Annotated in this window: 24 protein-coding genes; 10 read left to right on the forward strand and 14 right to left on the reverse strand. The window is 71.5% G+C overall.

Annotated features, from left to right (window positions below; genetic code table 11):
- Positions 1 to 214: 214 nt before the first annotated feature.
- On the forward strand, positions 215 to 1,612 hold the full coding sequence (locus KF708C_RS29805; protein WP_059415109.1) for a Dyp-type peroxidase: 1,398 nt from the start codon (positions 215 to 217) through the stop codon (positions 1,610 to 1,612).
- 21 nt (positions 1,613 to 1,633) lie between these two features.
- Here KF708C_RS29805 and KF708C_RS29810 read toward each other — a convergent pair whose 3' ends face one another.
- Entirely contained in the window at positions 1,634 to 2,074 is a 441-nt protein-coding gene (locus KF708C_RS29810; RefSeq protein WP_059415111.1) for a GFA family protein, read from the reverse strand.
- Positions 2,075 to 2,249: 175 nt separating this feature from the next.
- On the opposite strand from KF708C_RS29810, the gene KF708C_RS29815 reads away from it, so the two are divergent.
- Entirely contained in the window at positions 2,250 to 2,930 is a 681-nt protein-coding gene (locus KF708C_RS29815) for an alpha/beta hydrolase (protein ID WP_059415114.1), read from the forward strand.
- Between the two features lie 10 nt (positions 2,931 to 2,940).
- On the opposite strand, the gene KF708C_RS29820 is transcribed toward KF708C_RS29815, so the two are convergent.
- Positions 2,941 to 4,476, reverse strand: coding sequence for a DHA2 family efflux MFS transporter permease subunit (locus KF708C_RS29820; RefSeq protein ID WP_059415117.1), 1,536 nt, complete (start codon positions 4,474 to 4,476; stop codon positions 2,941 to 2,943).
- A gap of 104 nt (positions 4,477 to 4,580) precedes the next feature.
- Here KF708C_RS29820 and KF708C_RS29825 point away from each other — a divergent pair, with 104 nt between their 5' ends.
- A complete protein-coding gene (locus tag KF708C_RS29825) occupies positions 4,581 to 5,024 on the forward strand; it encodes a MarR family winged helix-turn-helix transcriptional regulator (protein WP_059415118.1) in 444 nt (147 codons plus the stop codon).
- A gap of 85 nt (positions 5,025 to 5,109) precedes the next feature.
- Entirely contained in the window at positions 5,110 to 5,589 is a 480-nt protein-coding gene (locus KF708C_RS29830; RefSeq protein WP_059415120.1) for a hypothetical protein, read from the forward strand.
- 101 nt (positions 5,590 to 5,690) lie between these two features.
- Here the strand turns inward: KF708C_RS29830 and KF708C_RS36555 are convergent, their stop codons facing one another.
- On the reverse strand, positions 5,691 to 6,080 hold the full coding sequence (locus KF708C_RS36555; RefSeq protein ID WP_059415122.1) for a DUF1484 family protein: 390 nt from the start codon (positions 6,078 to 6,080) through the stop codon (positions 5,691 to 5,693).
- 562 nt (positions 6,081 to 6,642) lie between these two features.
- Here KF708C_RS36555 and KF708C_RS29840 point away from each other — a divergent pair.
- Positions 6,643 to 7,674 carry an isocitrate/isopropylmalate dehydrogenase family protein gene (locus KF708C_RS29840; RefSeq protein WP_059415124.1) on the forward strand — a complete coding sequence of 344 codons (1,032 nt, stop codon included), beginning with the start codon at positions 6,643 to 6,645 and terminating at the stop codon, positions 7,672 to 7,674.
- A 6-nt stretch (positions 7,675 to 7,680) separates the two neighbouring features.
- Here KF708C_RS29840 and KF708C_RS29845 read toward each other — a convergent pair whose 3' ends face one another.
- Positions 7,681 to 8,331, reverse strand: a complete 651-nt coding sequence (locus KF708C_RS29845; RefSeq protein WP_370552877.1) for a 3-oxoacid CoA-transferase subunit B — start codon at positions 8,329 to 8,331, stop codon at positions 7,681 to 7,683.
- Positions 8,328 to 9,011, reverse strand: coding sequence for a CoA transferase subunit A (locus KF708C_RS29850; protein WP_370552878.1), 684 nt, complete (start codon positions 9,009 to 9,011; stop codon positions 8,328 to 8,330). The genes KF708C_RS29845 and KF708C_RS29850 overlap by 4 nt, the downstream gene beginning before the upstream one ends.
- Before the next feature lie 163 nt (positions 9,012 to 9,174).
- On the opposite strand from KF708C_RS29850, the gene KF708C_RS29855 reads away from it, so the two are divergent.
- Positions 9,175 to 10,083 carry a LysR family transcriptional regulator gene (locus KF708C_RS29855; RefSeq protein ID WP_020204026.1) on the forward strand — a complete coding sequence of 303 codons (909 nt, stop codon included), beginning with the start codon at positions 9,175 to 9,177 and terminating at the stop codon, positions 10,081 to 10,083.
- 94 nt (positions 10,084 to 10,177) lie between these two features.
- Here KF708C_RS29855 and KF708C_RS29860 read toward each other — a convergent pair whose 3' ends face one another.
- From KF708C_RS29860 to KF708C_RS29880, 5 genes are all read right to left on the reverse strand, one after another.
- A complete protein-coding gene (locus tag KF708C_RS29860; RefSeq protein ID WP_059415129.1) occupies positions 10,178 to 12,490 on the reverse strand; it encodes a xanthine dehydrogenase family protein molybdopterin-binding subunit in 2,313 nt (770 codons plus the stop codon).
- Positions 12,487 to 13,008, reverse strand: coding sequence for a (2Fe-2S)-binding protein (locus KF708C_RS29865; RefSeq protein WP_082080102.1), 522 nt, complete (start codon positions 13,006 to 13,008; stop codon positions 12,487 to 12,489). The genes KF708C_RS29860 and KF708C_RS29865 overlap by 4 nt, the downstream gene beginning before the upstream one ends.
- A 241-nt stretch (positions 13,009 to 13,249) precedes the next feature.
- Positions 13,250 to 13,888 carry a TetR/AcrR family transcriptional regulator gene (locus tag KF708C_RS29870; RefSeq protein ID WP_059415131.1) on the reverse strand — a complete coding sequence of 213 codons (639 nt, stop codon included), beginning with the start codon at positions 13,886 to 13,888 and terminating at the stop codon, positions 13,250 to 13,252.
- A gap of 69 nt (positions 13,889 to 13,957) precedes the next feature.
- Complete coding sequence (locus tag KF708C_RS29875; protein ID WP_059415133.1) at positions 13,958 to 14,263, reverse strand: hypothetical protein; 306 nt, start codon at positions 14,261 to 14,263, stop codon at positions 13,958 to 13,960.
- 24 nt (positions 14,264 to 14,287) lie between these two features.
- Positions 14,288 to 15,409: an AbrB family transcriptional regulator gene (locus tag KF708C_RS29880; protein WP_197090447.1), complete on the reverse strand. Its 1,122-nt coding sequence runs from the start codon at positions 15,407 to 15,409 to the stop codon at positions 14,288 to 14,290.
- Between the two features lie 184 nt (positions 15,410 to 15,593).
- On the opposite strand from KF708C_RS29880, the gene KF708C_RS29885 reads away from it, so the two are divergent.
- From KF708C_RS29885 to KF708C_RS29895, 3 genes are all read left to right on the forward strand, one after another.
- Positions 15,594 to 16,106 (forward strand): sigma-70 family RNA polymerase sigma factor, encoded by a 513-nt coding sequence (locus tag KF708C_RS29885; RefSeq protein WP_020204020.1) that lies wholly within the window; start codon positions 15,594 to 15,596, stop codon positions 16,104 to 16,106.
- Positions 16,103 to 17,143, forward strand: coding sequence for a FecR domain-containing protein (locus KF708C_RS29890; RefSeq protein ID WP_059415136.1), 1,041 nt, complete (start codon positions 16,103 to 16,105; stop codon positions 17,141 to 17,143). The genes KF708C_RS29885 and KF708C_RS29890 overlap by 4 nt, the downstream gene beginning before the upstream one ends.
- A 148-nt stretch (positions 17,144 to 17,291) precedes the next feature.
- A complete protein-coding gene (locus KF708C_RS29895; RefSeq protein ID WP_059415138.1) occupies positions 17,292 to 19,784 on the forward strand; it encodes a TonB-dependent siderophore receptor in 2,493 nt (830 codons plus the stop codon).
- 11 nt (positions 19,785 to 19,795) lie between these two features.
- Here the strand turns inward: KF708C_RS29895 and KF708C_RS29900 are convergent, their stop codons facing one another.
- The 3 genes from KF708C_RS29900 to KF708C_RS29910 form a co-directional block, all read right to left on the reverse strand.
- Entirely contained in the window at positions 19,796 to 20,329 is a 534-nt protein-coding gene (locus KF708C_RS29900; RefSeq protein ID WP_059415139.1) for a GAF domain-containing protein, read from the reverse strand.
- 4 nt (positions 20,330 to 20,333) lie between these two features.
- Positions 20,334 to 21,314, reverse strand: coding sequence for a Bug family tripartite tricarboxylate transporter substrate binding protein (locus tag KF708C_RS29905; protein WP_059415145.1), 981 nt, complete (start codon positions 21,312 to 21,314; stop codon positions 20,334 to 20,336).
- Between the two features lie 118 nt (positions 21,315 to 21,432).
- Positions 21,433 to 23,262: a gamma-glutamyltransferase family protein gene (locus tag KF708C_RS29910; RefSeq protein ID WP_059415151.1), complete on the reverse strand. Its 1,830-nt coding sequence runs from the start codon at positions 23,260 to 23,262 to the stop codon at positions 21,433 to 21,435.
- A 154-nt stretch (positions 23,263 to 23,416) separates the two neighbouring features.
- On the opposite strand from KF708C_RS29910, the gene KF708C_RS29915 reads away from it, so the two are divergent.
- Positions 23,417 to 24,364 (forward strand): LysR family transcriptional regulator, encoded by a 948-nt coding sequence (locus KF708C_RS29915; protein ID WP_020204014.1) that lies wholly within the window; start codon positions 23,417 to 23,419, stop codon positions 24,362 to 24,364.
- A gap of 77 nt (positions 24,365 to 24,441) precedes the next feature.
- On the opposite strand, the gene KF708C_RS29920 is transcribed toward KF708C_RS29915, so the two are convergent.
- On the reverse strand, positions 24,442 to 24,900 hold the full coding sequence (locus tag KF708C_RS29920) for a hypothetical protein (RefSeq protein ID WP_059415153.1): 459 nt from the start codon (positions 24,898 to 24,900) through the stop codon (positions 24,442 to 24,444).
- Between the last annotated feature and the right edge of the window lie 208 nt (positions 24,901 to 25,108).

Here is a 25,108-nt window from a genome sequence, read left to right on the forward strand (position 1 = left end):
CGCGGGTTGGGCGCGGGTCGGGAAGGTCGGCGCCGGCCGGCGTTTCATCATCCTTACGAAGTAGAAACGCCGCATCACTCCCCTGCAATCGATCTAATTGCACCGCCACGCCGAGTGCCTAGAGTGGTTGAGCCGCGCCAGCCGCGCCTTGCCCGGCAGGAGGCGGCCGCATCCGGGGGAACCGGTCACGTCCAATCTCCAGCAAGGAGGAAATATGGACCTCGATCTCAGCCAGACCTTGTCATGGAAGAAAAGCCTCGCCGCCGCCACGCCGAGCGCGGCCGCGGAGCTTGCCATGCTCAGCGACCTGCAGGGAAACATCCTCAAGGGCCACGGCCGGCACAGCACGGCCAATCTGTTCCTGGTGTTCGATCCGGCCCGGCAGGCCGCGAGCCGGCACTTCCTGTCTGCGCTCGCCGTGCAGATCGGCTCGGCGCTGGACCAGTTGACCGGCGCGCTGGTGTTCAAGGCCTCGGGGCTGGACGCGGGCACCTTCGTTTCGCTGCTGCTCACCGCCAAAGGCTACGACGCGCTGGGCCGCGCCGACGCCAGGCCCGGCGACGCCGCCTTCCTCGCCGGCATGAAGGCGCGCCAGTTGGGCGACCCGGCGCCGTCTACCTGGGGCGGCGCGTTCGCCGGCGACGTGCACGCCATGATGCTGATCGCCAGCAGCACCGCCGCGCAGCGCGACCGCGACGCGGCGCAGTTCCGCCAGCTCGTGGCCGCCACGCTGGGCGCGGTGCGCATCGCCGGCGAGGAGATGGGCAACGCGCTGTTCAACAGCGACCAGCAGGGCATCGAGCATTTCGGTTATGTCGATGGCCGCAGCCAGCCGCTGCCGCTGCAGGAAGACGTGGACAACGAGCAGCAGAACACGGACGGCATCGACAAGTGGAACCCCGCCATTCCGCTGAGCCAGGTGCTGGCCAAAGACCCGGGCGGCAAGCTCGCGGTGAGCTTCGGCAGCTATTTCGTGTTCCGCAAGCTGGAGCAGGACGTGAAGGCCTTCAAGGCGCGGGAGGACGCGCTGGCCGACACGCTCGGCGGCATCGGCGAGCGTGCCGGCGCCAGCGTGGTGGGCCGCTTCGAGAACGGCACGCCCGTGGTCGCGTCCGCGGACGAGCTGCCGTTCGCGGCGCCGGGCGTGCCCAACAACTTCAGCTACGCGGGCGATCCCGATGGCCTGAAATGCCCGTTCGCCGGGCATATCCGCAAGAGCAACCCGCGCGACGGCATCGCCAACTCGAAAAGCCACCTGATGGCGCGACGGGGCATTCCCTACGGCGCGCGCAGCGACGATCCCAACGACGGCCGCATCGACAACAAGCCGTCCGGCGGCGTGGGGCTGCTGTTCATGGCCTACCAGAGCGACATCGCCGGGCAGTTCGAATTCACGCAGGTCAAGTGGGTCAACAACGTCGGCTTCCCCGGCAGCGGCACCGGCATCGATCCCGTCATCGGGCAGCCGGCCGGCGGCGGCAAGCAGCGCTGGCCGGTGGTCTACGGCCAGACGCTGAGCGATCCGCTGGATTTCTCCGGGCACGTCACGATGAAGGGCGGCGAGTATTTCTTCGCGCCGAGCCTGTCGTTCCTGCGCGGGCTGGGCGCGTAGGCGGCGCGCGCCGCCGGCGTTTCAGAAGCCGGCCTTGTGCAGCGGGCCGTCCCAGTCGTCGAGGTACTTGGGCAGGTCGTCGGCCACGTCCACCACGCGGTGGCGGTAGAACAGGTGCATGGCCGGCTGCAGCGCCTCGGGCAGTGTGCCGCCGGCGGCGCGCGCGAACAGGCTGTTGGGCACCACCGACATGCCCAGGCGGTTGATGCCGAACAGGGTCTCGCCGCAATGGCGGCAGAACTGGCGCTGCAGCGCGCGGGTGGCGTGGTGATAGGTGGCCACGTGCCCCGCGCCGTGCGCAATTGTTACCTGCGCGGGCTCCCAGGCGGTGGCGGCGAATACCGGGGTCGCGTAGAAGTCGCGGCAGGCCTGGCAGTGGCAATTGGCTCTCGCCACCGGCTCGCCGGCGATGCGCAACTGGACCTGGCCGCAAAGGCACGCCAGCGTGGCGGGAATCGGCATGGCTGTCTCCTGTCTTGGTATGGCGAGGTGCATTCTACTTGCGGCCGGGCGCGGCCGCTCGCGGGCTGCCGGGCGGCGCATCGGTCATCGTGCGCCCGGCGCATTACAATGCCGGGTCGCCGCGCATCTGCGCGCGCCGCTTTCCATCTTCCGCGCTCCTCGCCCCTCGCCCCTCATGTCCTCGCTTTCGTCTTCCTCTCCCGACAACACGCTCTGGTTCGACGGCGCCGCCGGCCGCGTCGAGGCCCTGGCCGACACGCCGCCAGGTGCCCTCAAGGGTATCGCCGTGATCGCCCATCCGCATCCGCTGCTCGGCGGCAGCGCCACGCACAAGATCCCGGTGGCGCTGGCGCGGCTGTTCGAGGCGCGCGGCTGGCTCGCCGTGCGCCCCAATTTCCGCGGCGTGGGCGGCACGCAGGGCCAGCACGACGCGGGCGAGGGCGAGACCGAGGACACCCTGGCGGTGGTCGGGCAGCTCATGCGCGCGCATCCGGGCCTGCCGCTGGCGCTGGCCGGGTTCTCGTTCGGGGCTTATGTGCAGACGCGCGTGGCGCAGCGGCTCACGGCCGGCGGCGAGCGCGTGGCGAGCCTGGTGCTGGCCGGCATGCCGGCCGGGCCGGTGCCGGCCGGGCGCAGCTACGACACCCCGGCGGTGCCGGCCGGCGCCCTGGTCGTCCACGGCGAGCAGGACGCCAACGCGCCGCTGCAGGGGGTGTTCGACTGGGCGCGCCCGCAGGAGCTGCCGGTGGTGGTGGTGCCGGGCGCCAACCATTTCTTCACCGGCAAGCTGCCGGTGTTCCAGCGCGCGGTGGCGCGGTACCTCGACCAGCAGGCGCGCGCGGCCGGCGCGGCCTGAGCGCGCGGCTTCAGTCCATCGCCGCGCGGGCGACCGCCTCGTCGGCGTGGTGGCTGGGCCGGATCAGCAGGATCAGCGGCACCACCAGCAGCGTGGCCACGAACATGACCTTGAAGTCGTTGAGGTAGGCGATCATCGCCGCCTGCTGGTTGATCGACTGGTTGAGCACGGCGAGGTCGTAGCGCGAGCCGCCGGCCAGCATCGACTGCATGGCCGGGTTGAAGATGCTGACGTTGGCGGCGAGGTCGGCGTGCGCGACCTGGGTGTTGCGCGTCATCAGCGTCTGGATCACCGAGATGCCGATGCTGCTGCCGATATTGCGCATCAGGCTGTAGGTGGCGGTGCCGTCCGCGCGCAGCTCGGGCGTCAGCGTGGAGAAGGTCAGCGCGCTCAGCGGCACGAACACCAGCCCCAGCCCGAAGCCCTGGATGATGCCGGGCCACACGATGTCCGACACCGACAGCACGATGGTGTACTGCATCATCTGCCACAGCGCGAAGGCCGAGATCAGGAAGCCGCAGAGCAGCAGCAGGCGCGCGTCGATGCGCCTGAGCAGGCGCCCGGCCAGCAGCATGGCCAGCATGGTGCCGGCGCCGCTCGGGGCCGTCACCAGCCCGGTGGTGGCGACCGGGTAGCCCATCAGGTTCTGCAGCATCGGCGGCAGCAGCGCGCGCGTGGCGTACATCACCGCGCCGATCACGAAGATGAAGCAGGCGCCGGTGGTGAAGTTGCGGTCCCTGAGCAACTGATAGCGGAAGAAGGAGCCGGGGCCCGCCGTGGCCGTGTGCGCGATGAAATACAGAAAGGCCAGCGCCGCCAGGATGGCCTCGACGCGGATCTCGAGCGAGCCGAACCAGTCGAGCTGCTCGCCGCGGTCCAGCATGGCCTGCAGCGCGCCGATGGCCAGCCCCAGCGTGACGAAGCCGAAGGCGTCGAACTTCACGCTGCGCTGCGGCGCCCGGCTCGGCAGGAACGACAGCACGCCGGACAGCGCGAAGGCGCCGATCGGCACGTTGATGAAGAACACCCAGCGCCAGTTGTAGCTGTCGGTCAGCCAGCCGCCCAGCGTGGGGCCCAGGATCGGCCCCACCATCACGCCCATGCCCCACACCGCCATCGCCTGGCCCTGCTTCTCGCGCGGGTTGATGTCGAGCAGGATCGACTGCGACAGCGGCACCAGCGCGGCGCCGAAGAGCCCCTGCAGCAGCCGCGAGGCGACGATCTGCGCGAGCGTCTCGGACAGTCCGCAGAAGGCCGACGCCACCGTGAAGCCGGCGATGGAGATGGCCAGCAGCCGCTTGACGCTGAGCCGGTCGGACAGCCAGCCGGTCAGCGGCGTGGCGATCGCCGCGGCCACGATGTAGGAGGTCAGCACCCAGGTGATCTCGTCCTGCGAGGCGGACAGGCTGCCCTGCATGTGCGGCAGCGCAACATTGGCAATCGTGCTGTCGAGCGTCTGGATCAGGGTCGCGGCCATGACCGCGATGGTGATCATGGGCCGGTTGAGCGGCATCTCGGCGCGCGCGGGCACCGCTAGGGAGGACATGTCGGGGGACGGCCTGGCAGGATGATAAGCATGCTTATTATACGGCGGCGGCGCCCATGCGTGGCATGCGCGGGGCGCCGCTCGGATCTTTGTACAATCGCTGCATGGAAACGAAACTCGAAAAGCGCTTTGGCTTCCTGGTCTCGGATGTCGGGCGCCTGTGCGGCAAGCGCTTCGACGACCTGGCCAAGTCCTCGCTCGACCTGACCCGCGCGCAGTGCCGCGCGCTGGCCTACCTGAGCCACTACGGCGAGGTCAACCAGGCGCGGCTGGCCGACCTGCTGGAGGTGGCGCCGATCTCCGCCGGCCGCCTGCTCGACCGCATGGAGGAGGGCGGCTGGATCGAGCGCCAGCCCAACCCGGACGACCGCCGCGAGCGCGTGGTGCGCATGACGGACAAGGCGGAGATGGCGCTGGACAAGGCGCGCCGCGTCGGCGACGAGGTGGCCGCGGAAGCGCTGGCCGGCCTGAGCGCGCACGAGCGCGACCAGCTGATCGGCCTGCTGCGGCGCGTGCGGGTCAACCTCGGCACCATCGTCGACAAATAAACGGGCGCGCGGGTTCTGTTCGCCCTAAAGTTTCGCGGGATCGTGCCGATGATGTGGTCATCCCCAACGTAACGGACAACCCGACATGTCGAGCATCAGCGTAGTCAACCCGCAGGTGACGCTGCCCGGATCGAGCACCCCCGTCAACGCCGCCCAGGCCGACAAGCAGGGCAATCAGGACAGCCAGGCCGCGTCCGCGTCGTCGGCATCGTCCGGCGCTGCCGCGGGCGGCCGCGTTGCCGGCCCGTCGCTGTCGGGCGCCGCGCCTGCCGGCGGCGCCAGCGGCTCCAGCAGCGACAGCAGCAGCACCGAGTCCGACACCGTCAAGCAGTTGAAGAAACAGATCGCCGACCTGCAGAAGCAACTGGCCGAGGAACAGCGCCAGCTCCAGTCCATCCAGGCCAGCAAGATGGACGACGAGTCCAAGGCGGCCGCGATGGGCGCGATCCAGTCCCAGGTTGCCTCCACCTCGGCATCGCTGCAGACGGCCATGGGCGCGCTGACCCAGGCCCTGCTGGCCGAGAGCGGCAGCGCCTCAGGTTCGATGGTCAACACCACGGCCTGAACCGCCGGGGCCCGCGCCGGCCCCCGGTTTCCCGGTCCTTGTCCTTGCCGCTTCCTTGCTGCTTCCCGGCCGCCGCCGCGTGGTAGCGGCGCGCGCCCGGCTCAGAGCACCTGCCGCAACTGTCCCGTTGCCTTGTCGAGCTGCTGCTTGAGCAGCTTCAGCAGGCAGTACATGCCGTAGGCATCCTCCGATCTCTCGCTTTGCATGTCCGCCAGCATCAGCACGCTGTCCAGCCCCGCGCCGACGTTCTCGAGCTCGGCGCAGCCGCTGGTCACGCGCTGGCGGATTTCCTCGCCCAGCACCTCGATCAGGCCGGCAAGCTCGGGCACGCGGGAATCGGGTTTGGGGCCGGCGGCGACGGCCAGGTCGATCAGTTCGGTGATGAGCTCGCCGTGCTGGCTGAGGACGGAGCCGGACGGCAGCGTCGCGCTGGCGGCGGTGCCGGCGGTTGCGGCGGCGGGCTTGGTGCTGTTGCGGGCGTTCTGGCGCAAGGGAGCCTCCCTGGAATTGGCGGCCCGCTTGCGCTTGTTCCCATGCAAGGGAAGCGGACCCGGAAAGATCGCCTGGCGGTTCTGCGCTGCTTCCCCGGCGCCATGCGTGTTGCCTGTGCGCGTGGCACGTTGGCGGTAGCGTGCGGCCTGTTGCCCGTGGGGCCAGACCGTCGGTGTTTGCGGTGCTGCGGTGCTTGCGGTGCCTGCCGTGTCCGCGGTGCCTGCCGGTGCGACTGCCGCCGCCGGCATCAATCAATGCCGGCACGGTTGCCAGCACCGCTGCCGGCACCAATGCCGCAGCCCCGGCGCGACGCATGCGGTGCGCCTGGCACGCAGGCAACCCGATCAGCGATTCTTGACGATCGGGGTCGGGGGTGTCAAGCCGGCGCGCGGCGTGGATTTGTGAACTTTGTGTTTCGGCGTGGTGCGTTCCGGCCGCCGCCGGGACTGGTGTCACGCGGCACTGGCGTACTGGCGCGGCCCCATCGCGCACGCCGCCGCGCGCCGCGGCGCGCCCGATCACCTATCCTTGTAAACCTGATTTCAACCACAGGACGCCCAAATGGCCACCGAAACACCCAAACAGATCCCCGCCACCCTGATTCCCGGCGACGGCATCGGCCCCGAAGTCGTGGAAGCCACCGTCAAGCTGCTGGACGCGCTGGGCGCGCCGTTCTCCTGGGACGTGCAGCAAGCCGGCATGGCCGGCATCGCGCAGGGCGGCGACCCGCTGCCCGAGGCGACGCTGGAGAGCATCCGCCGCACCGGCCTGGCGCTCAAGGGACCGCTCACCACGCCGGTGGGCGGGGGCTTCCGTTCGGTCAACGTGCGCCTGCGCGAAGCGTTCAACCTCTACGCCAACGTGCGGCCCGCGCGCACGCTGGTGCCGGGCCGCTTCGAGAACATCGACCTGGTGCTGGTGCGCGAGAACGTGGGCGGCTTCTACGTGGCGCACGACTACTACATCGCCGTGGGCGACGACCCGCACGCGGTGGCGGTCTCCACCGGCACCAACACGCGCGACGCCTGCCGGCGCATCGCGCGCTTCGCCTTCGAGTACGCGGTGAAGAACGGCCGCAAGAAGATCACCGTGGTGCACAAGGCCAACATCCTCAAGGCGCTGACCGGGATCTTCCTCGATGCCGCGCGCGAGGTGGCGCAGGACTACGCGGGCCGCGTGGAGATGGACGACCGCATCGTCGACGCCTGCGCCATGCAGCTCGTGCTCAATCCGTGGCAGTTCGACATGCTGCTGTGTACCAACCTGTTCGGCGACATCCTCTCGGACCAGATCGCCGGACTGGTGGGCGGCCTGGGCATGGCGCCGGGCGCCAACATCGGCGAGAGCGCCGCCATCTTCGAGGCCGTGCACGGCTCGGCGCCGGACATCGCCGGCAAGGGCATCGCCAACCCGATCTCGCTGATGCTGGCCGCGGGCCTGATGCTCGAGCACGTGGGCCGGCAGGACCTCGCCACGCGGCTGCGCGGCGCCATCGACGCCGCGCTCAACCAGGACCAGGTGCGCACCGGCGACCTCAAGGGCTCGGCCACCACCCAGCAGTTCACCGACGCCGTGGTGAAGCGCCTGGCCTGATGCGTCTCAGGCCAGCAGCGGCGCCTCGGTCAGCGCCTGCAGGCGCGCCAGCGTCATGCCTTCGGCCATCGCCTCGACCTGCAGGCCGGCGGGCGTGACGCGCAGCACCGCGAGGTCCGTGTAGATGCGCCCGACCACGCCGCGCGCGGTCAGCGGCAGGCGGCAGCGCTCCAGCAGGCGCGGGCGGCCGTCGCGCGTGGTGTGTTCCATCAGCACCCACACCGCGCGCGCGCCGTAGGCCAGCTCCATCGCGCCGCCCACCGCGGGCGGCGTGCCGGGGTCGCCGCGGGTCCAGTTGGCGAGGTCGCCGTTGGCGGCCACTTCATAGGCGCCGAGGATGGCCAGGTCGAGATGGCCGCCGCGCATCATGGCGAAGCTCAGCGCGGAGTCGAAGATCGCCGCGCCCGCGCGCAGCGTGACCGGCTGCTTGCTGGCGTTGATGAGGTCGGGGTGTTCCTCGCCGGCCGGCGGGCGCGGGCCGAGGTGGAGGATGCCGTTCTCGCTGTGCAGGAAGACCTCGCGCCCGGCCGGGATCAGGTCGCCGACCAGGGTCGGCAGGCCGATGCCGAGGTTGACGTAGGCGCCGGCGGGAATGTCCAGCGCCGCGCGCCGCGCGATCTGCTCGCGGGTCCATCCGGTCATGGCCGTCGTCGTCATCGCCCGCCTCCATATCGCTGGTCTGCCACCACCACCCGGTGCACGAAGATGCCCGGCGTCACGACCTGTTCCGGGTCGAGCGCGCCGGCCTCGACCATGCCGTCCACTTCGGCCGCCACCACGCGCGCGGCCGTCGCCATGACGGGATTGAAATTGCGCCCGGCGAGGTGATAGTCGAGATTGCCGAGGCGGTCCGCGTGGCGGCCGCGGATCAGCGCGAAGTCCGCGCGCAGCGGCAGCTCCAGCACGTGCTGCACGCCGCCGATCTCGCGCACGGGCTTGCCCTCGCCGAGGATGGTGCCGGCCGTGATCGGGCAGTAGAAACCGCCCAGCCCGGCGCCCGCGCAGCGGATGCGCTCCACCAGCGTGCCCTGCGGCACCAGTTCGAGCTCGATCTCGCCGCGCCGGTAGGCGTCGCGGAACGCCGTGGCGCCGGCGGTCAGCGGGTAGGAGCAGACCAGCTTGCGCACGCGGCCCGCCGCGATCAGGCTGGCCACGCCCTCGCCGTCGTAGCCGGCGTTGTTGGAGATCACCGTGAGGCCGCGCGCGCCGTGCGCCAGCACCGCGTCGATCAGGCCGCCGGGCAGCCCCGAGCTGCCGAAGCCGCCCACCATCACGGTGGCGCCGTCGTGCAGGCCGGCCACGGCCTCGCCGCAGTCGGCCACCTGCTTGTTCACCAGTTCCATGCCGGGCACGCTCCCGCTCCGCGCGCGGCGCCGCGCGCCGCCAAGGCAAGCATCATGCGGCCTGCGCGGCCATAGGTGCAAGTATCGCTGGCTTAATCTTTGATAAGCTCGCCTTATCGACATGGCAAAGACCGGGAACCCGGAGGAGACGCGCGCGATGAACCTGGAACTGCGCCATTACCGCTATTTCGTGGCGCTGGCGGAAGAACTGCATTTCGGCCGCGCGGCGGAGCGGCTCGGCATCTCGCAGCCGGCGCTGAGCCAGCAGTTCCGCTGGATCGAGCAGCAGGCGGGCGCGCCGCTGCTCGCGCGCGACAAGCGCCGCCTGGCGCTGACCGAGGTCGGCCGCGTGTTCCACGAGGAAGCCGCCGGCATCCTGCGGCAGGTGCGCCAGGCGGAGCTGGCCACGGCCAGCGCCAGCCGCGGCGACGTCGGCAGCGTGTCGATCGGCTACGTGGCCTCGGCCGCGCTGTCGGGCCTGCTGCCGGGGCTGGTGCACCGCTTCCGGCAGGAGCATCCGGCGGTCGTCATGGCCATGCGCGAGACCGACGTGCCGGCGCAGCTGGAAGCCGTGGCGCGCGGCGAGCTCGACATCGGCTTCGTGCGCCCGCCGCTGCGCGCGCTGCCCGAAGGCGTGGCGCTGTTCGACATCGACGCGGAGCCCGTGGTGGTGGCCCTGCATGCCACGCACGCGCTGGCGCGCCGCGCGCGCGTCGACGTGGCGCTGCTGCGCGACGAGACCTTCATCTGCACGCACACCGAGCACGGCACCGGCTTCTATGCCATCACGCAGGCCATCTGCGGCCATGCCGGCTTCCAGCCGCGCGTGGAGGCGCTGTCGCGGCAGATGGCCACCATCATCAGCATGGTGGCGGCCGGCTTCGGGGTGGCGTTCGTGCCGGCCTCGATGCGCGCGTTCGCGCCGCCGGACGTGGTATTCAAGCCGCTCGCGCGCAACGACGTGCTGTCCCACCTGGCGGTGATCCATCGCCGCAACGAGCGCTCGCCGGCGGTGCTGCAACTGCTGGCGCGGTGCCGCGAACGGAAGGGCCCACGCCGCAAATAGAAAAAGGGCCGGGCGCGGCGGAGGTCCCGCCAGGCCCGGCCCTGCGCGGCGCCGGGGCTTGCACCCTGGTGCCCGCCGCGGCGTCGTTATGCCGTTACGCCTTCAACTGCTCGCGGATCGGCAGCGCGCGGATGCGCTTGCCGGTGGCCGCGAAGATGGCGTTGCACAGCGCCGGCGCGATCACCGGCACCGCCGGCTCGCCCACGCCGCCGAGCGGCGCGTCGAAGCTGCCCGGCACCAGGTGCACGTGGATCGCGCGCGGCGCGGACGGCGCGCGCATCACCTCGTACTGGTGGAAGTTGTCCTGCTGGACACGCCCGTCCTTGAAGGTGATCTCGCCCGTGGTGGCCAGGCTGATGCCCATGATGCAGGCGCCTTCGACCTGCGAGCGGATGCGGTCCGGGTTGACCTGCGCGCCGCAGTCCACCGCGATGTCGATGCGCGGCACGCGGATGCCGCCATCCTTGTCCACTGCCACCTCGATCACCGCCGCCACGTAGGTCACGAAGCTGTAGCACACCGCCAGCCCGAGGCCGCGGCCCTTCGGCAGCTTCCGGCCCCAGCCGGCTTCGCGCGTGGCCACCTCGATCACGTTGCGCATGCGCGCGATGTCGAGCGGATATTGCTGCGGCGATTCGCCGTAGTTCCACGAGTCGGACAACTGCGCCGGATCGATCTTGCGGTCGGGGCCCAGCAGCGCCAGCAGGTAGTCGCGGTGGTCGCGCCCGGCCGCGGCGGCCAGCTCGGCCGCGAACGACTGCACGGCGAATGCGTGCGGGACGTTGGACACCGAGCGGAACCAGCCGATGCGCGTGTGCGCGGGCACGTCCGGGTTCTCCACGCGCACGTTGGGGATGTCGAACGGCACGTTGACCGCCGACATGCCCAGCTCGAACGGCGCCTCGTTCTTCGAGCCCGCCACGAAGATCGAGCTGATGCTTGACGCCGCGGTGCGGTGCAGCCACGCCTGCGCGCGGCCGTCGGGCGACAGCAGCGCCTCCATGTGCTCGACCGAGACGGTGTGGAAATAGTCGTGGTGCAGGTCGTCGTCGCGCGTCCATGTGACCTTGACCGGCTTGCCGTCCATCGCCCTGGACAGCAGCGCGGCCTCGGCGGCGAAGTCCGGCTTGGACTTGCGCCCGAAGCCGCCGCCCAGCAGCGTCACGTGCACGGTGACGTCGGCGGGCTTGAGGCCGAGGTGCGCGGCCACGGTCTCGCAGGTGGCCTGCGGCGCCTGCACCGAGGTCCACACCTCGCACTTGCCGCCGGCCGCGCGCGCGGTGGCCACCGGCGGCTCCATCGTCGCGTGCGCGATGTGCGGCAGGTAGTACTGCGCGGTGACGCGCTTGCCGGGGCCGGCCAGCGCGGTCATCGCGTCGCCCTGGTTGCGCACCACCTTGCCGGGCTGGCTCGCGGCCTTTTCCATGCTGGCGCGGAACGCGGCGGACTCGTAGCTGGCGTTGGGGCCGTCGTTCCACTGGATCTTGAGCGCCTCGCGGCCCTTGATGGCCGACCAGGTATTGGTGGCGATCACCGCCACGCCGCCAAGCGGGTGGAACATGGCCGGCTCGGGGCTGCCGGCGATCTCCACCACCTTGACCACGCCGGGCACCTTCATGGTTTCGGCGGCATCGAAGCTGGCCACCTTGCCGCCGTACACCGGCGGGCGCGCCACCACGGCGTACAGCATGCCGTCCAGGCGCACGTCGATGCCGTACTGCGCGCGGCCGGTGGCGATGTCGTGGCCGTCGATGCTGCGCGTGCTGTCCTTGCCGATGTAGCGGAACTGCGCCGGGTCCTTGAGCTTGAGGCTGGCGGGCGCCGGCACGGGCAGGCGCGCGGCGTCCTGCGCCAGCGCGCCGTAGCCGAGGCTGCGGCCGCTGGGGGTGTGCACCACCGCGTGGTTGCGCGCCTGCACCTCGCTTACCGGCACGCCCCAGCGCGCCGCGGCGGCACTCTCCAGCATGCTGCGCGCGCTGGCGCCGACGCGCCGCATCGGCTCGAAGAAATGCCGCACGCTGCGCGAGCCGTCGGTGTTCTGGTTGCCGTAGCGGGTTTCGTCGGCCGGGGCCTGCACCACGCGCACCTGCGCCCAGTCCGCCTCGAGCTCGTCGGCCACCACCATCGGCAGGCTGGTGCGCACGCCCTGGCCCATCTCCGAGCGGTGGCAGACGATGGCGACCTTGCCGTCCTCGCCGATCGAGAGGAACACCAGCGGGCTGTCCACCGCGCCGCCCGGCATGCCGTCGCGCCCATATTTCTTGGCTTCCTCGGCGGCCAGCACGATGCCGTCCAGGCCCACCGTGAGCGTCAGGCCGGCGACCGCGCCAATGCCCTTGAGCCAGCGGCGGCGCGCGGCCGATTGCGGGCGGGCGGCCGCGCCCGTGAGGTTGTCGCGCGCGTTCATTGGGCGCTCCGCTTGGCGGCGGCCTTGCCGGCGCCCGGTTTCGCACCCGGTTTGGCGCCCGCTGCGCCCGACTTGGCCACGTGCTGGATCGCCGCGCGGATGCGCGTATAGGTGCCGCAGCGGCAGATGTTGCCGCTCATGGCGCCGTCGATGTCGGCCTCGGTCGGATGCGGGTTCGAATGCAGCAGCGCCGTGGCGGACATCAACTGGCCCGCCTGGCAGTAGCCGCACTGCGGCACGCCGAATTCCTCCCACGCGGCCTGCAGCGCCTGGCCGGTCTTGTCCGCGGACAGGCCTTCGATGGTGGTGATCTTCTTGCCGTCCGCGGCCGAGATCGGCGTCACGCACGAGCGGATGGGCTGCCCGTCGAGGTGCATGGTGCAGGCGCCGCACAGCGCCATGCCGCAGCCGAACTTGGTGCCGGTCAGGCCGAGGTGGTCGCGCACCGCCCACAACAGGGGGGCGTCGTCGGGCAGGTCGATCGAATGCGGCTGACCGTTGATCGTGATTGTTCTCATGATTTTGCGGGGGATTGGTCGAGCGGGGAGGGATGGCCGGCATCGGGGCCGGCCGCCTGCGCTGCGGCGCGCCAGCATGAAGGCTGTAGCGGCAACGTTGCGCTACGCGCATTGTGATGCCGCCACCCGGAGCGCGGGAATGGCAGGATCGGGATTTCTGAATTCCGGAAAATGGAATCGAGAGGCCGGCGCGGGCGCATCGCGCCGGGAAAGGCCCCCCGCCGGGTGCTCGCGTGCCGGGCTACGCCTCGGGCAATGCGCGCGCCGCCGCCAGGTACAGGCGCACCAGCTCGCGCGTTTCCTTCGCCACCGCGCGGCGCAGCGCCGGCTTGTCCGGGTCGGCGCCGCGCGCGCCCAGCACGCCCTTGAGCAGGAGCAGCAGGACCGCCGCCATCGCCTCGGCGCGCGCCGCCGGCACGTTGGGCGCGGCGTTCTTCAGGATGGCCAGCATGCCCTGCCGCATCGCCGCGCGGAACTGGGCGCGTCTGTCGTCGCTGCCGGCGCCCGCGTCGAGCAGCGCGATGGCGAAGCTGCGCTCGGCCTTGAGCGCCAGCATCGAGTCCACCAGCGCCGCCGCCAGCGCCTCGGTCGACAGCGCCGCGGCGCGCCGCTCCACTTCCGCCAGGCCGTCGATGGCCAGCCGGGCGTAGCGCATCAGCAGGGTGTCGGCCAGCGCCTCCTTCGACGGAAAGAAGCGGTAGAGCGAGCCGATGGCCGTGTCCGAGCGCGCCGCGATCTCGGTCATGGTGGCGGCCTCGTAGCCTTTTTCCAGGAAGAGCTCGGCGCCCGCCGCCAGGATCGCCGCGACGCGGATGCGGCCGCGCTCGCGCTTCGGTTCGGTGGCGCCGGCGCCGGGCTGGCTGCTGGGTTCGGAAGACATGTCGGCGGAGTGTGCGATGGGACGATAGGCGAGCCAGGCATGCTAGCACGCGGCCCGCGCCGCCCGCGTTCAGCGCCGGCCGCGCCGGACCTTGCCGAAATGCAGCGACAGGTAGATGCCCATCGCCAGCGCGCCCGCGAGCAGCACCGCGAGGTCCGCGCCGGGCGCCAGCCCGACCGGATGGCGCGACAGCAGCAACAGGCCGGCCACCAGGTTGAGGAAGCCCCACAGGCTGTTGACGACGGGCGGGGAATCGCCGACGCCGCGCGGGCGGCCGAACGGCGTGGGAAACGGCACGCCGCGCAGGCCCGAGCTCAGGTGCGGAATGCTGTTGCAGAGCAGTGCCCCGCACAAGAAGGTGGCGAAGTGGATCATGGCAAAAGGCAGGGGAAACGAAGGTCAGGGAAGCGCGGCCGGCCCGCGGGCGCGCCCGGCGAGAAACCTCGCCAGCGGCGGCCCCAGCAGCAGCACCGTCATGAAGCGCAGCATCTGCATGGCCATGACGAACGGCACGTCGACATGGCTGGACGCCGCGATGATGGCCACCGTGTCCGCGCCGCCCGGGCTCATGGCCAGGTAGGCGCTGAGCGGATCGATGCCGGTGGCCGCCACCAGCAGCGCGGCGAGCGCGCCGCACACGCCGACCAGCGCGAGCGTGCAGGCCAGCAGCCGCGGCAGCGCCCTGGCCGCGTGCGCGAGCAGCGGCCGGGTGAAGCGAAAGCCGATGCGCCAGCCGATCACGGCGTAGGCCAGCATCAGCAGCCACGGCGGCAGCTCGAGCCGGAGCCAGCCCTGGTGGCCGAGGTACATGCCGGCGAACAGCGGCAGCAGGAAGGCGCCGGCGCGTATCCGCAGGCGGTGCGCCGCCAGCGGGCCCAGCACCGCCAGCGCGAGCGTGCCGAGCAGCGGCAGCCAGGCGACCGGCGGGAACCAGCCGGTGGCGAGGTGCGCATGGTGCTCGCCCACGCCCCACACCCTGGCCACCACCGCGGCGACCGCGGCCACCACGACCACGCGCAGGTACTGCATGAAGGCCACCAGCGCGGCGTCGCCGCCATACGCCTCGGCCATCACGATCATGGCGGTGGCGGCACCCGGACTCAGCCCCCACAGCGCCGTGGTGCCGGGCAGCACGCGCCGGCGCGTCAGCCACCAGCCCAGCGCGACGCTCGCCGCGATCACCGACGCCGCGCCGGCGGCAAACACCGGCCAGCGCCCGGCCACGGTGCCATAGAACCACGACGGCAGCATCCTCGCGATCATGCAGCCGATCAGCCCCTGCGACACGAGAAATGCCGCCGGCGCCACGCGCAGGCGCGCCCCGGCGGCGGTCATCACGACGCCGGCCAGCAACGGCCCGAAGAGCCGCGCCGCCGGCAGGCCCAGCCATTCCAGCAGGGCGGCGAGCGCCACGGAAGACCCGGCCAGGGCGGTCCAGCGAAGCGCGTGTCCGGCCTTGCGGGCCGGCGCTCCGGGCGGTCCGGACCTGCCGGGCAGTTCCTGCGTGATGGCGTCGGGCATGTTGGCGCGCTGCTTGCGGGGTGGCGATATGCGAGGATAGATTCGCAAAAGATAGTAGAGGGTGGTCTCGCATAAGTCAATGCGGCCCGCGCCGACATTGCAGGCCGGTATGCCCTTGGATAGAATTGAAAATAATTCTTATTTGCAATTGATCGGGGGCTCGAGCCCTGCCTGGGAAACCACGATGCCGGCCGCCGCACCTCTCCCGCACCATCGCATCCACGCGCTCTACAGCGACCACCACCGCTGGCTGCAAGGCTGGCTTGGCCGCAAGCTCGGCAATGCCTTCGATGCCGCCGACGTGGCGCAGGACGTGTTCATGCGCCTGCTGTCGCGCCCGGCCGCCGACGAATTGCGCGAGCCGCGCGCCTACCTGAGCACCATCGCCCACGGCCTCGTGGTCGAGCGCTGGCGGCGGCGCGAGCTGGAGCAGGCCTGGCTGGAGACGCTGGCCGCGCTGCCCGAGCCCGAGGCGCCGTCGCCCGAGAGCCGGCTGCTGTTCCTGGAAGCGCTGATCGCGGTGGACGCCATGCTCGACAGCCTCAAGCCCAAGGTCCGCACCGCCTTCCTGCTGGCCCAGCTCGACGGGCTGACCTGCCCGCAGATCGCCACGCGCCTGGGCGTGTCGCTGGCGACGGTGGAGCGCTACGTCGCCAGCGCGCTGCGCCACTGCTACCAGCTGCGCTTCCACGCATGAGCGCGGCACGCAGCGCCTCCGCCGGCCTGGCCGCGGCGGCGGAGGCCGCGGAGATTCCCGGCAAGATCGTCGACGAGGCCATCGCCTGGGCGGTGCGCCTCGACTTCAACGTGCCCACGCCGCAGAGCCGCGCCGCCTTCGCCCGCTGGCTGGCGGCCAGCCCGCTGCATGCCGCCGCGTGGGCGCGGGTGCAGTCGCTCAACGCCGATTTCGCGCGGCTGCCGGCGCGGCTCGCGCACGACGCGCTGGACGCCGCCGATGCCCTGCGCGGCGCGCGCGCGCGCCGGCGCCGCGACGCCCTGCGCGCGCTGGCCTTCGGCGGCGTGGCGCTGGCGGCGGGATGGTCCGGCTACCGCCACGCGCCGTGGCAGCGCCTGGTGGCCGACTACGCCACCGCCACCGGCGAGCGCCGCACCGTCGCGCTGGCCGACGGCACCGTGATCGTGCTCAACACCGACAGCGCCATCGACGTGCGCATGGACAGCGTGCAGCGCCGCATCGCGCTGCGCCGCGGCGAGATGCTGGTCACTACCGGCCACGACGCGCAGGCGCGCGCGCGGCGGCCGTTCTGGGTCGGCACGCCGTTCGGCGCCATGCAGGCGCTGGGCACGCGCTTCACGGTCCGGCTGTACGAGACCGACGCGCGCATCAGCGTGCAGGAAGGCGCGGTGCAACTGCATCCGGCCAGCGGCGCGCCGGCCGATCCCGGCGCGCCCGTCGTGCATGCGGGGCAGAGCGGCCGGCTCGCCGCCGACGGCGCCTCGCTGGTGCCGGCGCCGGCGGCCGATCCGGCCGGCTGGGTGGATGGCGTGATCGCCGCGCGCAGCATGCGGCTGGACGCGCTGCTGGCCGAGCTGGGGCGCTACCGCGTCGGCCATATCGCCTGCGACGCGCGCGTGGCCGCGCTGCCCGTGTCGGGCGTGTTCCAGCTGGGCGATACCGGCGCCACGCTGCAGTTCCTGGTGCAGACGCTGCCGGTCAGGGTGCGCTTCCTGACGCGCTTCTGGGTCATGGTCGGGCCGGACGGCGCGGTCTGAAGCGCGGTCTGAAGCGCGGCGCGCGGGCAGCGGCGGCGCGCGCCCGAAAAAAAATCGGAAAAAAACTGAGGGGATTGGCGTTCTCGCTCGGCAGACAAGTAGAAGCCCTCTTGCAACCTGCCGTATCCGATCCGCCCGAATCCTGCCGATGACCGCTCCCGCCTCCCGTTTTCCGCGCCTGTCCCGCCGTGTCCGCTCCAACGATGCCACCTTCGCCGCCGGCCGCGCCTCTACCTTGGCGCCGGCCCCGCGCCCGCTGACGCTGGCCCTGCGCGCCGCGCTGCTGGGCCTGGCGCTGGGGAGCGTCGCCGTGCCGCGCATCGCATCCGCGCAGACGGCCACGGCCCAGGCCGATGCCCACGCCTACGGCATCGCCGCCGGCCCGCTGGAGCCCGCGCTGAACCAGTTCGCGCGCGCCGCCGGCATCAACCTCTCGTATGACGCGGCCGCCGTCAGCGGCCTGGCCACGCAAGGCCTGTCGGGCAGCTACGGCATCGAGGCCGGCCTGCGCCGGCTGCTGGACGGCACCGGGCTCGAGGCCGTGCCGCAGGCCGGCAGCGGCTACAGCCTGCGCAAGGCCGTCGCCACCGCCGCGGCACCCGCCGCCGCCGGGCCCACGCTGCCCGCCGTGGAGGTGCGCGGCCAGCGCGAGCCGAGCGCGGCCACCGAGGGCAGCGGCAGCTATGGCGCGCGCGCCGTGACGATGTTCGGCAAGGCGCCCGTCGCGCGCAAGGACATTCCCAGCTCGGTCTCGGTGCTGACCCGCCAGCAACTGGACGACCAGGACATCCGCACGCTGCAGGACGCGCTGCTGTACACGCCCGGCCTGACCTCGGTGAACTACGGCGACGGCTCGGCCTATTTCAATGCGCGCGGCTTCCCCGTGAACGTGCAGTACGACGGCATCTCGCTGCTCAACGGCATCCAGTACCAGTCCCAGTTCGACCTCGCCATGTACGACCGCCTCGAAGTCTTCCGCGGCCCCTCCGGCCTGATGGACGGGCAGGGCGCGCTTGGCGGCAGCGTCAACCTGGTGCGCAAGCAGCCCGGCGACAAGTTCCGCTTCGTCAGCGAAACCTCGGTCGGCTCCTGGGCCGCGCTGCGCGAGATGGTGGACGTGACCGGGCCGCTCAACGAGGCCGGCACGCTGCGCGGCCGCGCGGTGGCGGTGGGCAGCAAGAGCAACGGCTTCGTCGACGGCCAGGGCAGCAAGCTCGGGCTGGCCTACGGCGTCATCGAGTACGACCTCACGCCGCGCACCACGGTGTCGCTGTCGGCCGCCTACCAGGTCAACCCGCTCGACGATTTCGACTACGGCGTGGGCGTCGACACCAGCGGCACGCCCGTGACCGGCCCGCGCGGCCGCTCGCAGAACTACGGGCCGGGCTGGAACACTTCCTACCAGTCGATGCAGGAAGTCAACGGCACGGTGACGCACCGCTTCGACAACGACTGGAAGTCGCAGACCACGCTGTACTACCGCCATGCGCTGAGCCGCGGCACGTATGCCTATGCCGCCACGCCGCAGGCGGGCACCGGCCTGGCGGACTATTTCGGGCAGGGGCAGCGCAACACCAACGAGTGGCTGGGCTTCGACTCCAGCGTGTCGGGCACCGTGAAGCTGTTCGGCCGCGAGCATCACCTGCTGTTCGGCGCCAACTATTCGTCGCTGTGGCAGGACAGCCTCAACACCTATGCCGACCTCGGCACGCACGACATCTTCAACCCGGTCATCCCCGCGCCCGACCTGAGCCATTTCGACGACGGCACCGACACCCGCACCATCCAGTACGGCATGTACGGCCAGGCCCGGCTGCAGGTGCTCGAGCCGCTGTCGCTGGTGCTGGGCGGGCGCGAGGTCTGGTTCCAGCAGAAGACCCGCGCCGTGCTGCCGGCGCCGGGCGGCGACTGGAGCGTGGCCGCGTCGGAGGAGCACAAGTTCATTCCGTATGCCGGGCTGGTCTACAGCATCACGCCGCAACTGTCGGCCTACACCAGCTACGCCAAGATCTTCTCGCCGCAGACCCAGACCACCTTCAGCGGCGGCGCGCTGCCGCCGTTCTCCGGCGAGCAGTACGAGGCGGGGCTGAAAGCCGCCTTCCTCGACGGCCGCCTGAACGCGTCGGTGGCGGCCTTCCGCATCAACGGCAGCGACCTCGCGGTGGCCGACCAGGACCACCCGACCGGCTCGGTCGCCAGCGGCGCGGTGCGCAGCCAGGGCTGGGAGGCCGAGCTTGCCGGCACGCCGCTGCCCAACTGGAACCTCTCGGCCGGCTACACGCTGCTGAACACGCGCTACACCTCCAGCCCCACGCTGCAGGGCAGCGCCTACGACGCCGAGGAGCCGCGCCACCTGTTCAAGCTGGCCACCAGCTACCGGCTTTCGTCCGGGCCGCTGGCCGGCACCTTCCTCGGCGCCAGCATGCTGGCGCAAAGCGGCACCACGCGCGGCTACTGGGCGCAGGGCGGCTACGCGCTGTTCAACGCGCGCGTGGGCTATCGCTTCAACCGCCACGTGGAGGCTTTCCTGGCGCTCAACAACATCGCCGACCGCCACTACTACGCGCGCGTGCCCAACTCCTTCTTCGGCGAGTTCGGCGCGCCGCGCAACGTCACCGCGACGCTGCGCCTGACGTACTGAGGCGCGGCGTTTCAGTCCGCCCGGCTCGCCGCCGCCGCTGCCACTACCGCCGGCGTGGCCATCTGCGCCAGCATGCGCAGCGTCGCCACCTCGCCCGGCGCCCACGCGGCGCGCGCCGCCAGGAAATTGAAGGTGCCCACGCATTGCCCGCGCTCGCACACCGGCACGTTGACCACGGCGGACAGGCCCAGCGCGCGGATCACCGCGATGTCGTCGAACACGGCGGCCAGCGCGTGGTCGCCCTCGCCGACGAAGACTTCGCCCTGGCCCAGCAACTGGCGCGACCACGGGGAATCGGGCTTGTGCTTGCGGCCGCCGACGGGATAGGCGGCGGGGTCGGAGGACCACAGCCGCTCCACCTCGGCGCTGTCGCGCCGCCATGCGTTGATGGTCAGCAGGCCCGGGCCGAGCAGCGCCGCGGTGGCGCTGCCGATCGCATCGAAGGCGGCGGCGGGCGCGTCCGCGCGCGCCAGCTGGCCGCACAGCGCGTCCAGCACGGCAGCCGGCAGCGTCACGCGGGCCGCGTCGGAAATGAGGCCGCTCACGTCCTTATTCCGCCTTGATGCCCAGCTCGCGGATCAGCTTGCCGTAGCGGTCCGCGTCGCGGCGCAGGATGGTGGCGAACTGCTGCGGCGTGGAGGTGGCGGTTTCCACGCCGATGGCGTTCATCTTTTCCTTCACCTCGGGCAGCGACATGATCCGGTTGATTTCCTGGTTCAGGCGCGTCACCAGCGCGGGCGGCATGCCGGCCGGGCCGAAGGCGCCGTACCAGACCGACAGTTCATAGCCGGGCACGGTCTCGGCCACGGTCGGCACGTTGGGCAGCAGCGGCGAGCGCTTGCTCTCGGTGACGGCGAGCAGGCGCAGCTTGCCGGCCTTCACGTGGGTCAGCGTCTGCGTGCCGGCGGAGAACAGCAGCTGGGTCTGCCCGGCCACGGTGTCCACCACCGCCGGCGCGCCGCCCTTGTACGGCACGTGCAGCATCTGCACGCCGGCCATCTTCTCGAACAGCACGGCGCTCAGGTGGTTGGTGGAGCCGGCGCCGGCGCTGGCGTAGGCCAGCTTGCCCGGATTGGCGCGCGCGTAGGCGATCAGTTCCTTGACGTTGTGCGCCGGCACCGAGGGATGGATCACCATCGTGTTGGTGACGTAGGCGAGCAGGCCCAGCGGCGTGAAGTCCTCCACGCCGCGGAACGGCATGTTGGGCATCAGCGCCGGGTTCATCGCGTGCGTGCTCATGGAGCCGACCAGCAGCGTATAGCCGTCGGGCTTGGCGCGCGCCACCGCGGCGGAGCCGATGTTGCCCGAGGCGCCCGGCTTGTTGTCGACGATCACCGGCTGGCCCAGCGAGCGCGTCAACTGCTCGGACAGCACGCGCGCCAGGATGTCGGTGGAGCCGCCGGCGGCCCACGGCACGATCAGCGTGATGGGTTTCTGCGGATAGGCATCCGCCGCGCCCGCGCCCGACGCGGCACACAACAGCGAGAACGCGGCAAGGCCCAGCAGGCAGCGCTTGAGTACGGCTTTCATGTCTTCAACTCTCCGATGGCGATGCGGGCCGCGCGGGGCGGCCCGGTTTTGATTGGTGTGGTCCGGCGGCGGCTGCACGCCGGCTTGCGTCTCCTTGTCCTGCTTATTGCCGCTGCGCCTAGCGTCCCACCGCGTATCCCTGCATGCCGCGCGCGTTGGCGCCGGCGCGCAGCACCAGCCGCCCCTGCGCGTCGCGCTCGCGCGTGCAGGCGGACATGCGGCCTTCCGACCACGGCTCGCCGACCTTCACCTCGTGGCCGCGCGCGCGCAGTTCGGCGATGGTTTCTTCGGGCAGGCGCGACTCCACGCTCAGGCGGTTGAGCACCACCGAGCGTGGCCAGAACGAGCCGGGGAAATGGTCGATGTGCCAGGCCGGCGCGTCGATGGCTTCCTGCAGGTTCATGCCGTGCACCGCGTGGCGCAGGAAGAACGCCACCGACCACTGATCCTGCTGGTCGCCGCCGGGCGTGCCGAACACCATGTAGGGCTCGCCGTCGCGCAGCGCCAGCGACGGCGACAGCGTGGTGCAGGGGCGCTTGCCCGGCGCCAGCGTGTTGGGCAGGCCCGGTTCCAGCCAGGTCATCTGCAGGCGCGTGTTGAGCGCGAAGCCGAGCGCCGGGATCACCGGGCTGGACGACAGCCAGCCGCCCGACGGCGTAGCCGCGACCATGTTGCCGTGGCGGTCGATCACGTCGATGTGGCAGGTGTCGCCGACGAAGATCTCGCGCTCGGCCCACTCCGTCACCGGCGGCATCGCCGCGAAGGTGGGCTCGCCCACGCCGAAGCGCACGTCGGCATCGCGCAGCGTGCGCTCGGCCGCGCCCAGGTCGGGCAGGCGCGGCGCGCGGCCGTCCACCGTGCCGGCGCGGATCTCCAGCGAGGCCTGCTGGCCGATCAGCTGCGCGCGCGCGGCCAGGTAGCCGGCTTCGAGCAGGCCGGGCAGCGGCGCGTCGCCGAAGCGCGGGTCGCCGTACCAGGCCAGGCGGTCGGCCATCGCGAGCTTGGCCGCCTCCGCGATGCGGTGCACGAACTCCGGCGAGGTGGGCGCGTGGGCCGCCAGGTCGGCGTGCCGCAGCATGCCGAGCTGCTGCAGGAAGGCCGGGCCCTGGCTCCAGATGCCGCACTTGGCCACCGTGTAGCGGCCGAAGTCCAGCGTGGCCGGGGCTTCCACGGTCGGCGCCCAGTTGGCCATGTCGTCGAGGCGCAGCAGGCCCTTGTGGCGCTCGCCGGTGGTGTCGCGCACCGCCTGCGTGCGGCAGAATTCGTCGATCTCCCGGGCCACGAAGCCGCGGTACCAGCACGCCATCGCGGCGTCGATCTGCTGCTCGCGCGTGCCGCCGGCGGCCGCGGCCGTCTCCAGGATGCGCGTGTAGGTGCGCGCCACGCCCGGCGTGGCATGCAGGGTGCCGGGGCGCGGCACGCGGCCGCCCGGCAGCCACACCTCGGCCGAGCTGTGCCACTCCTGCTGGAACAGCTCGCGCACCGCCAGGATCGCCTGCGAGATGCGCGGCACCAGCGGGAAACCGTGGCGCGCGTAGGCGATGGCGGGGGCCAGCACGTCGGCCAGCTCCCAGGTGCCGTAGTCGCGCAGCATGGTCAGCCAGGCGCCGAAGGCACCCGGCACCGTGGCCGGCAGCAGGCCGATGCCGGGCACCAGGTCCAGCCCCCTGGCGCGCATCGCGGCGGGGTCCGCCAGCGCCGGCGCCGGGCCCTGCCCGCAGATCGAGCGCACCGCGCGCTCGCGCTCGCTCCACAGCAGGATCGGCACCTCGCCGCCGGGGCCGTTCAGGTGCGGCTCCACCACCTGCAGCACGAAGCCGGCCGCCACCGCCGCGTCGAAGGCGTTGCCGCCGCGCTCCAGCACGCTCATGGCGGTCTGCGAGGCCAGCCAGTGGGTGGACGAGGCCACGCCGAAGGTGCCGACGATTTCCGGGCGGGTGGTGAACATGGGGACTCCGTGAAGGATCGGTGACAAGGAAGGGCTGAACGCCAGTATAAGAGTCCTGAATAACCGTTTGCAGCCGAATAATTATTGTTGTATGAAGGTTTGGTTATACAAAGAACGACCCGCGGAACACTCCGCAGAACGCACCGGACCCGCCATGCCATCCGCCGACAAGCTCCAGCACAACCTGATTTCCCGCCTGCGGCTCAAGCACCTCGCGCTGCTGCTGGCGCTGGACCGGCAGCGCTCGGTCTCGCGCGTGGCGGCCGAGATGGGGCTGTCCCAGCCCGCCGTGACCAAGGCGCTGCGCGAGATCGAGGAGATCTTCATGGTGCCGCTGTTCGCGCGCTCGCGGCGCGGGCTGGAGCCCACCGACACGGGCGCGGCGGTGCTGGTCCACGCGCGCCTGGCGATGGCCGACACCGAGGCGCTGGGCCGCGAGCTGGCCGTGATCGGCGCCGGGCTGCACGGGCGGCTGCGCATCGGCGTGATTCCCTACGTGGCGCCGGTGGTGCTGGACGCGGCCTGCTCGCACGGCCTGCGCCAGCAGCCGCGCGCGGCGGTGGTGGTGCGCGAGGGCACCACCGACGAACTGGTGGCGGCGCTGCGCGCGCACGAGCTGGATTGCGTGATCGCGCGCTCCTTTTATGCGCCCGGCGACGACATCGTGCAGGCGCCGCTGTACCGGGAGGAGCCGGCGCTGGTGGTGCCGACCGCGGCGGCGGCGCGGCTGGCGCGCGGCAAGCTCGACTGGCAGCGCCTGGCCGCGCTGGACTGGATCCTGCCGCCCGGGCACACGCCGATCCGGCGCACCGTCAACACGTTGTTCGCCACCGCCGGCGCGGTGCCGCCCACGCCGATGGTGGAGACCTACTCGATCAAGACCATCGCCACGCTGCTGCGCACCCAGCCGCGCGCCATCACCATCGTGCCGCGCGGGGTGGCGGCCGAGCTGGCCGCCACCGGCGCCGCCGCGGTGCTGCCGCACACGCTGACCTGGGACCTGCCGGCGGTCGGCGCGATGTGGCTGCGCCGCGCCGGGCAGAGCGAGCCGCTGCTGGCGCTGGTGCGCGCGCTGCAACTGGCGGTCCCGCAGCGGGAGTGAATCCGGCCCGCCAAAAGAAAAACGGCGCCGGGATCAGCCGGCGCCGCGGGCGCGATGGAAGCGGCGGGTGGTCCGCATCAGGCGTTGGCGCCGTCGGTGTACGGGTCGGCCTTGCCGCTGCGGGCGCCTTCGGTGTACGGGTCGAAGCCGCGGGCCGGCGTGGCCGAGACGCCGCTGCGGTCGAGGCCGGCGATGCGGGCACCGTCGGTGAACGGATCGGCCTTGCCGCTGCGGGCGCCTTCGGTGTACGGGTCGAAGCCGCGGGCCGGCGTGGCCGAGACGCCGCTGCGGTCGAGGCCGGCGACGCGGGCGCCGTCGGTGAACGGATCGGCCTTGCCGCTGCGGGCGCCGTCGGTGAAGGTGTCGTGCGTGCGGAAGTCGTAGCCGTACTGGTCGGCCGGGACGGTGCTGCGGAAGTTGTAGCCGTACTTGTCGCCGGCCTGCAGGTCACGGGCGGAAGCGGCCTGCGCGGCGCCGATGGCGGCCAGCGAGAGCACGAGGGCGGAAGCGAGCTTGAGGGCGAAGGTCTTGGTCATGATGGGCTCCAGTATCTGAAAATTCGTTGAATTTCGTTGATTGTTCGTCTGCATCTGCCAGGACGCCGCCGCTGCGCTACTGCTTGTTGCTGCTTGCTGCTGCTTGTTTGCGCGCCGTCCATGTGACGAACTATAGAAGAGCCACCAAAGCCCGGGACCGTGCTTATCCGAATTTATCGTTCAGAATTTTTGAATATAAATTTGCGGG

The organism is Cupriavidus basilensis, from assembly GCF_000876015.1.
GTDB lineage: Bacteria > Pseudomonadota > Gammaproteobacteria > Burkholderiales > Burkholderiaceae > Cupriavidus > Cupriavidus basilensis_B.

What these genes read in the sequence shown, in the direction of transcription:
- KF708C_RS29805 (WP_059415109.1), top strand. Translation starts at nt 215, where the DNA reads ATGGACCTCGATCTCAGCCAGACCTTGTCATGGAAGAAAAGCCTCGCC.
- KF708C_RS29815 (WP_059415114.1), top strand. Translation starts at nt 2,250, where the DNA reads ATGTCCTCGCTTTCGTCTTCCTCTCCCGACAACACGCTCTGGTTCGAC.
- KF708C_RS29865 (WP_082080102.1), bottom strand. Translation starts at nt 13,008, where the DNA reads ATGAGAACAATCACGATCAACGGTCAGCCGCATTCGATCGACCTGCCC.
- KF708C_RS29920 (WP_059415153.1), bottom strand. Translation starts at nt 24,900, where the DNA reads ATGACCAAGACCTTCGCCCTCAAGCTCGCTTCCGCCCTCGTGCTCTCG.
- KF708C_RS29840 (WP_059415124.1), top strand. Translation starts at nt 6,643, where the DNA reads ATGGCCACCGAAACACCCAAACAGATCCCCGCCACCCTGATTCCCGGC.
- KF708C_RS29875 (WP_059415133.1), bottom strand. Translation starts at nt 14,263, where the DNA reads ATGATCCACTTCGCCACCTTCTTGTGCGGGGCACTGCTCTGCAACAGC.
- KF708C_RS29845 (WP_370552877.1), bottom strand. Translation starts at nt 8,331, where the DNA reads ATGACGACGACGGCCATGACCGGATGGACCCGCGAGCAGATCGCGCGG.
- KF708C_RS29895 (WP_059415138.1), top strand. Translation starts at nt 17,292, where the DNA reads ATGACCGCTCCCGCCTCCCGTTTTCCGCGCCTGTCCCGCCGTGTCCGC.
- KF708C_RS29910 (WP_059415151.1), bottom strand. Translation starts at nt 23,262, where the DNA reads ATGTTCACCACCCGCCCGGAAATCGTCGGCACCTTCGGCGTGGCCTCG.
- KF708C_RS29860 (WP_059415129.1), bottom strand. Translation starts at nt 12,490, where the DNA reads ATGAACGCGCGCGACAACCTCACGGGCGCGGCCGCCCGCCCGCAATCG.
- KF708C_RS29810 (WP_059415111.1), bottom strand. Translation starts at nt 2,074, where the DNA reads ATGCCGATTCCCGCCACGCTGGCGTGCCTTTGCGGCCAGGTCCAGTTG.
- KF708C_RS29905 (WP_059415145.1), bottom strand. Translation starts at nt 21,314, where the DNA reads ATGAAAGCCGTACTCAAGCGCTGCCTGCTGGGCCTTGCCGCGTTCTCG.
- KF708C_RS29880 (WP_197090447.1), bottom strand. Translation starts at nt 15,409, where the DNA reads ATGCCCGACGCCATCACGCAGGAACTGCCCGGCAGGTCCGGACCGCCC.
- KF708C_RS29830 (WP_059415120.1), top strand. Translation starts at nt 5,110, where the DNA reads ATGTCGAGCATCAGCGTAGTCAACCCGCAGGTGACGCTGCCCGGATCG.
- KF708C_RS29820 (WP_059415117.1), bottom strand. Translation starts at nt 4,476, where the DNA reads ATGTCCTCCCTAGCGGTGCCCGCGCGCGCCGAGATGCCGCTCAACCGG.
- KF708C_RS29870 (WP_059415131.1), bottom strand. Translation starts at nt 13,888, where the DNA reads ATGTCTTCCGAACCCAGCAGCCAGCCCGGCGCCGGCGCCACCGAACCG.
- KF708C_RS29825 (WP_059415118.1), top strand. Translation starts at nt 4,581, where the DNA reads ATGGAAACGAAACTCGAAAAGCGCTTTGGCTTCCTGGTCTCGGATGTC.
- KF708C_RS29915 (WP_020204014.1), top strand. Translation starts at nt 23,417, where the DNA reads ATGCCATCCGCCGACAAGCTCCAGCACAACCTGATTTCCCGCCTGCGG.
- KF708C_RS29855 (WP_020204026.1), top strand. Translation starts at nt 9,175, where the DNA reads ATGAACCTGGAACTGCGCCATTACCGCTATTTCGTGGCGCTGGCGGAA.
- KF708C_RS29885 (WP_020204020.1), top strand. Translation starts at nt 15,594, where the DNA reads ATGCCGGCCGCCGCACCTCTCCCGCACCATCGCATCCACGCGCTCTAC.
- KF708C_RS29890 (WP_059415136.1), top strand. Translation starts at nt 16,103, where the DNA reads ATGAGCGCGGCACGCAGCGCCTCCGCCGGCCTGGCCGCGGCGGCGGAG.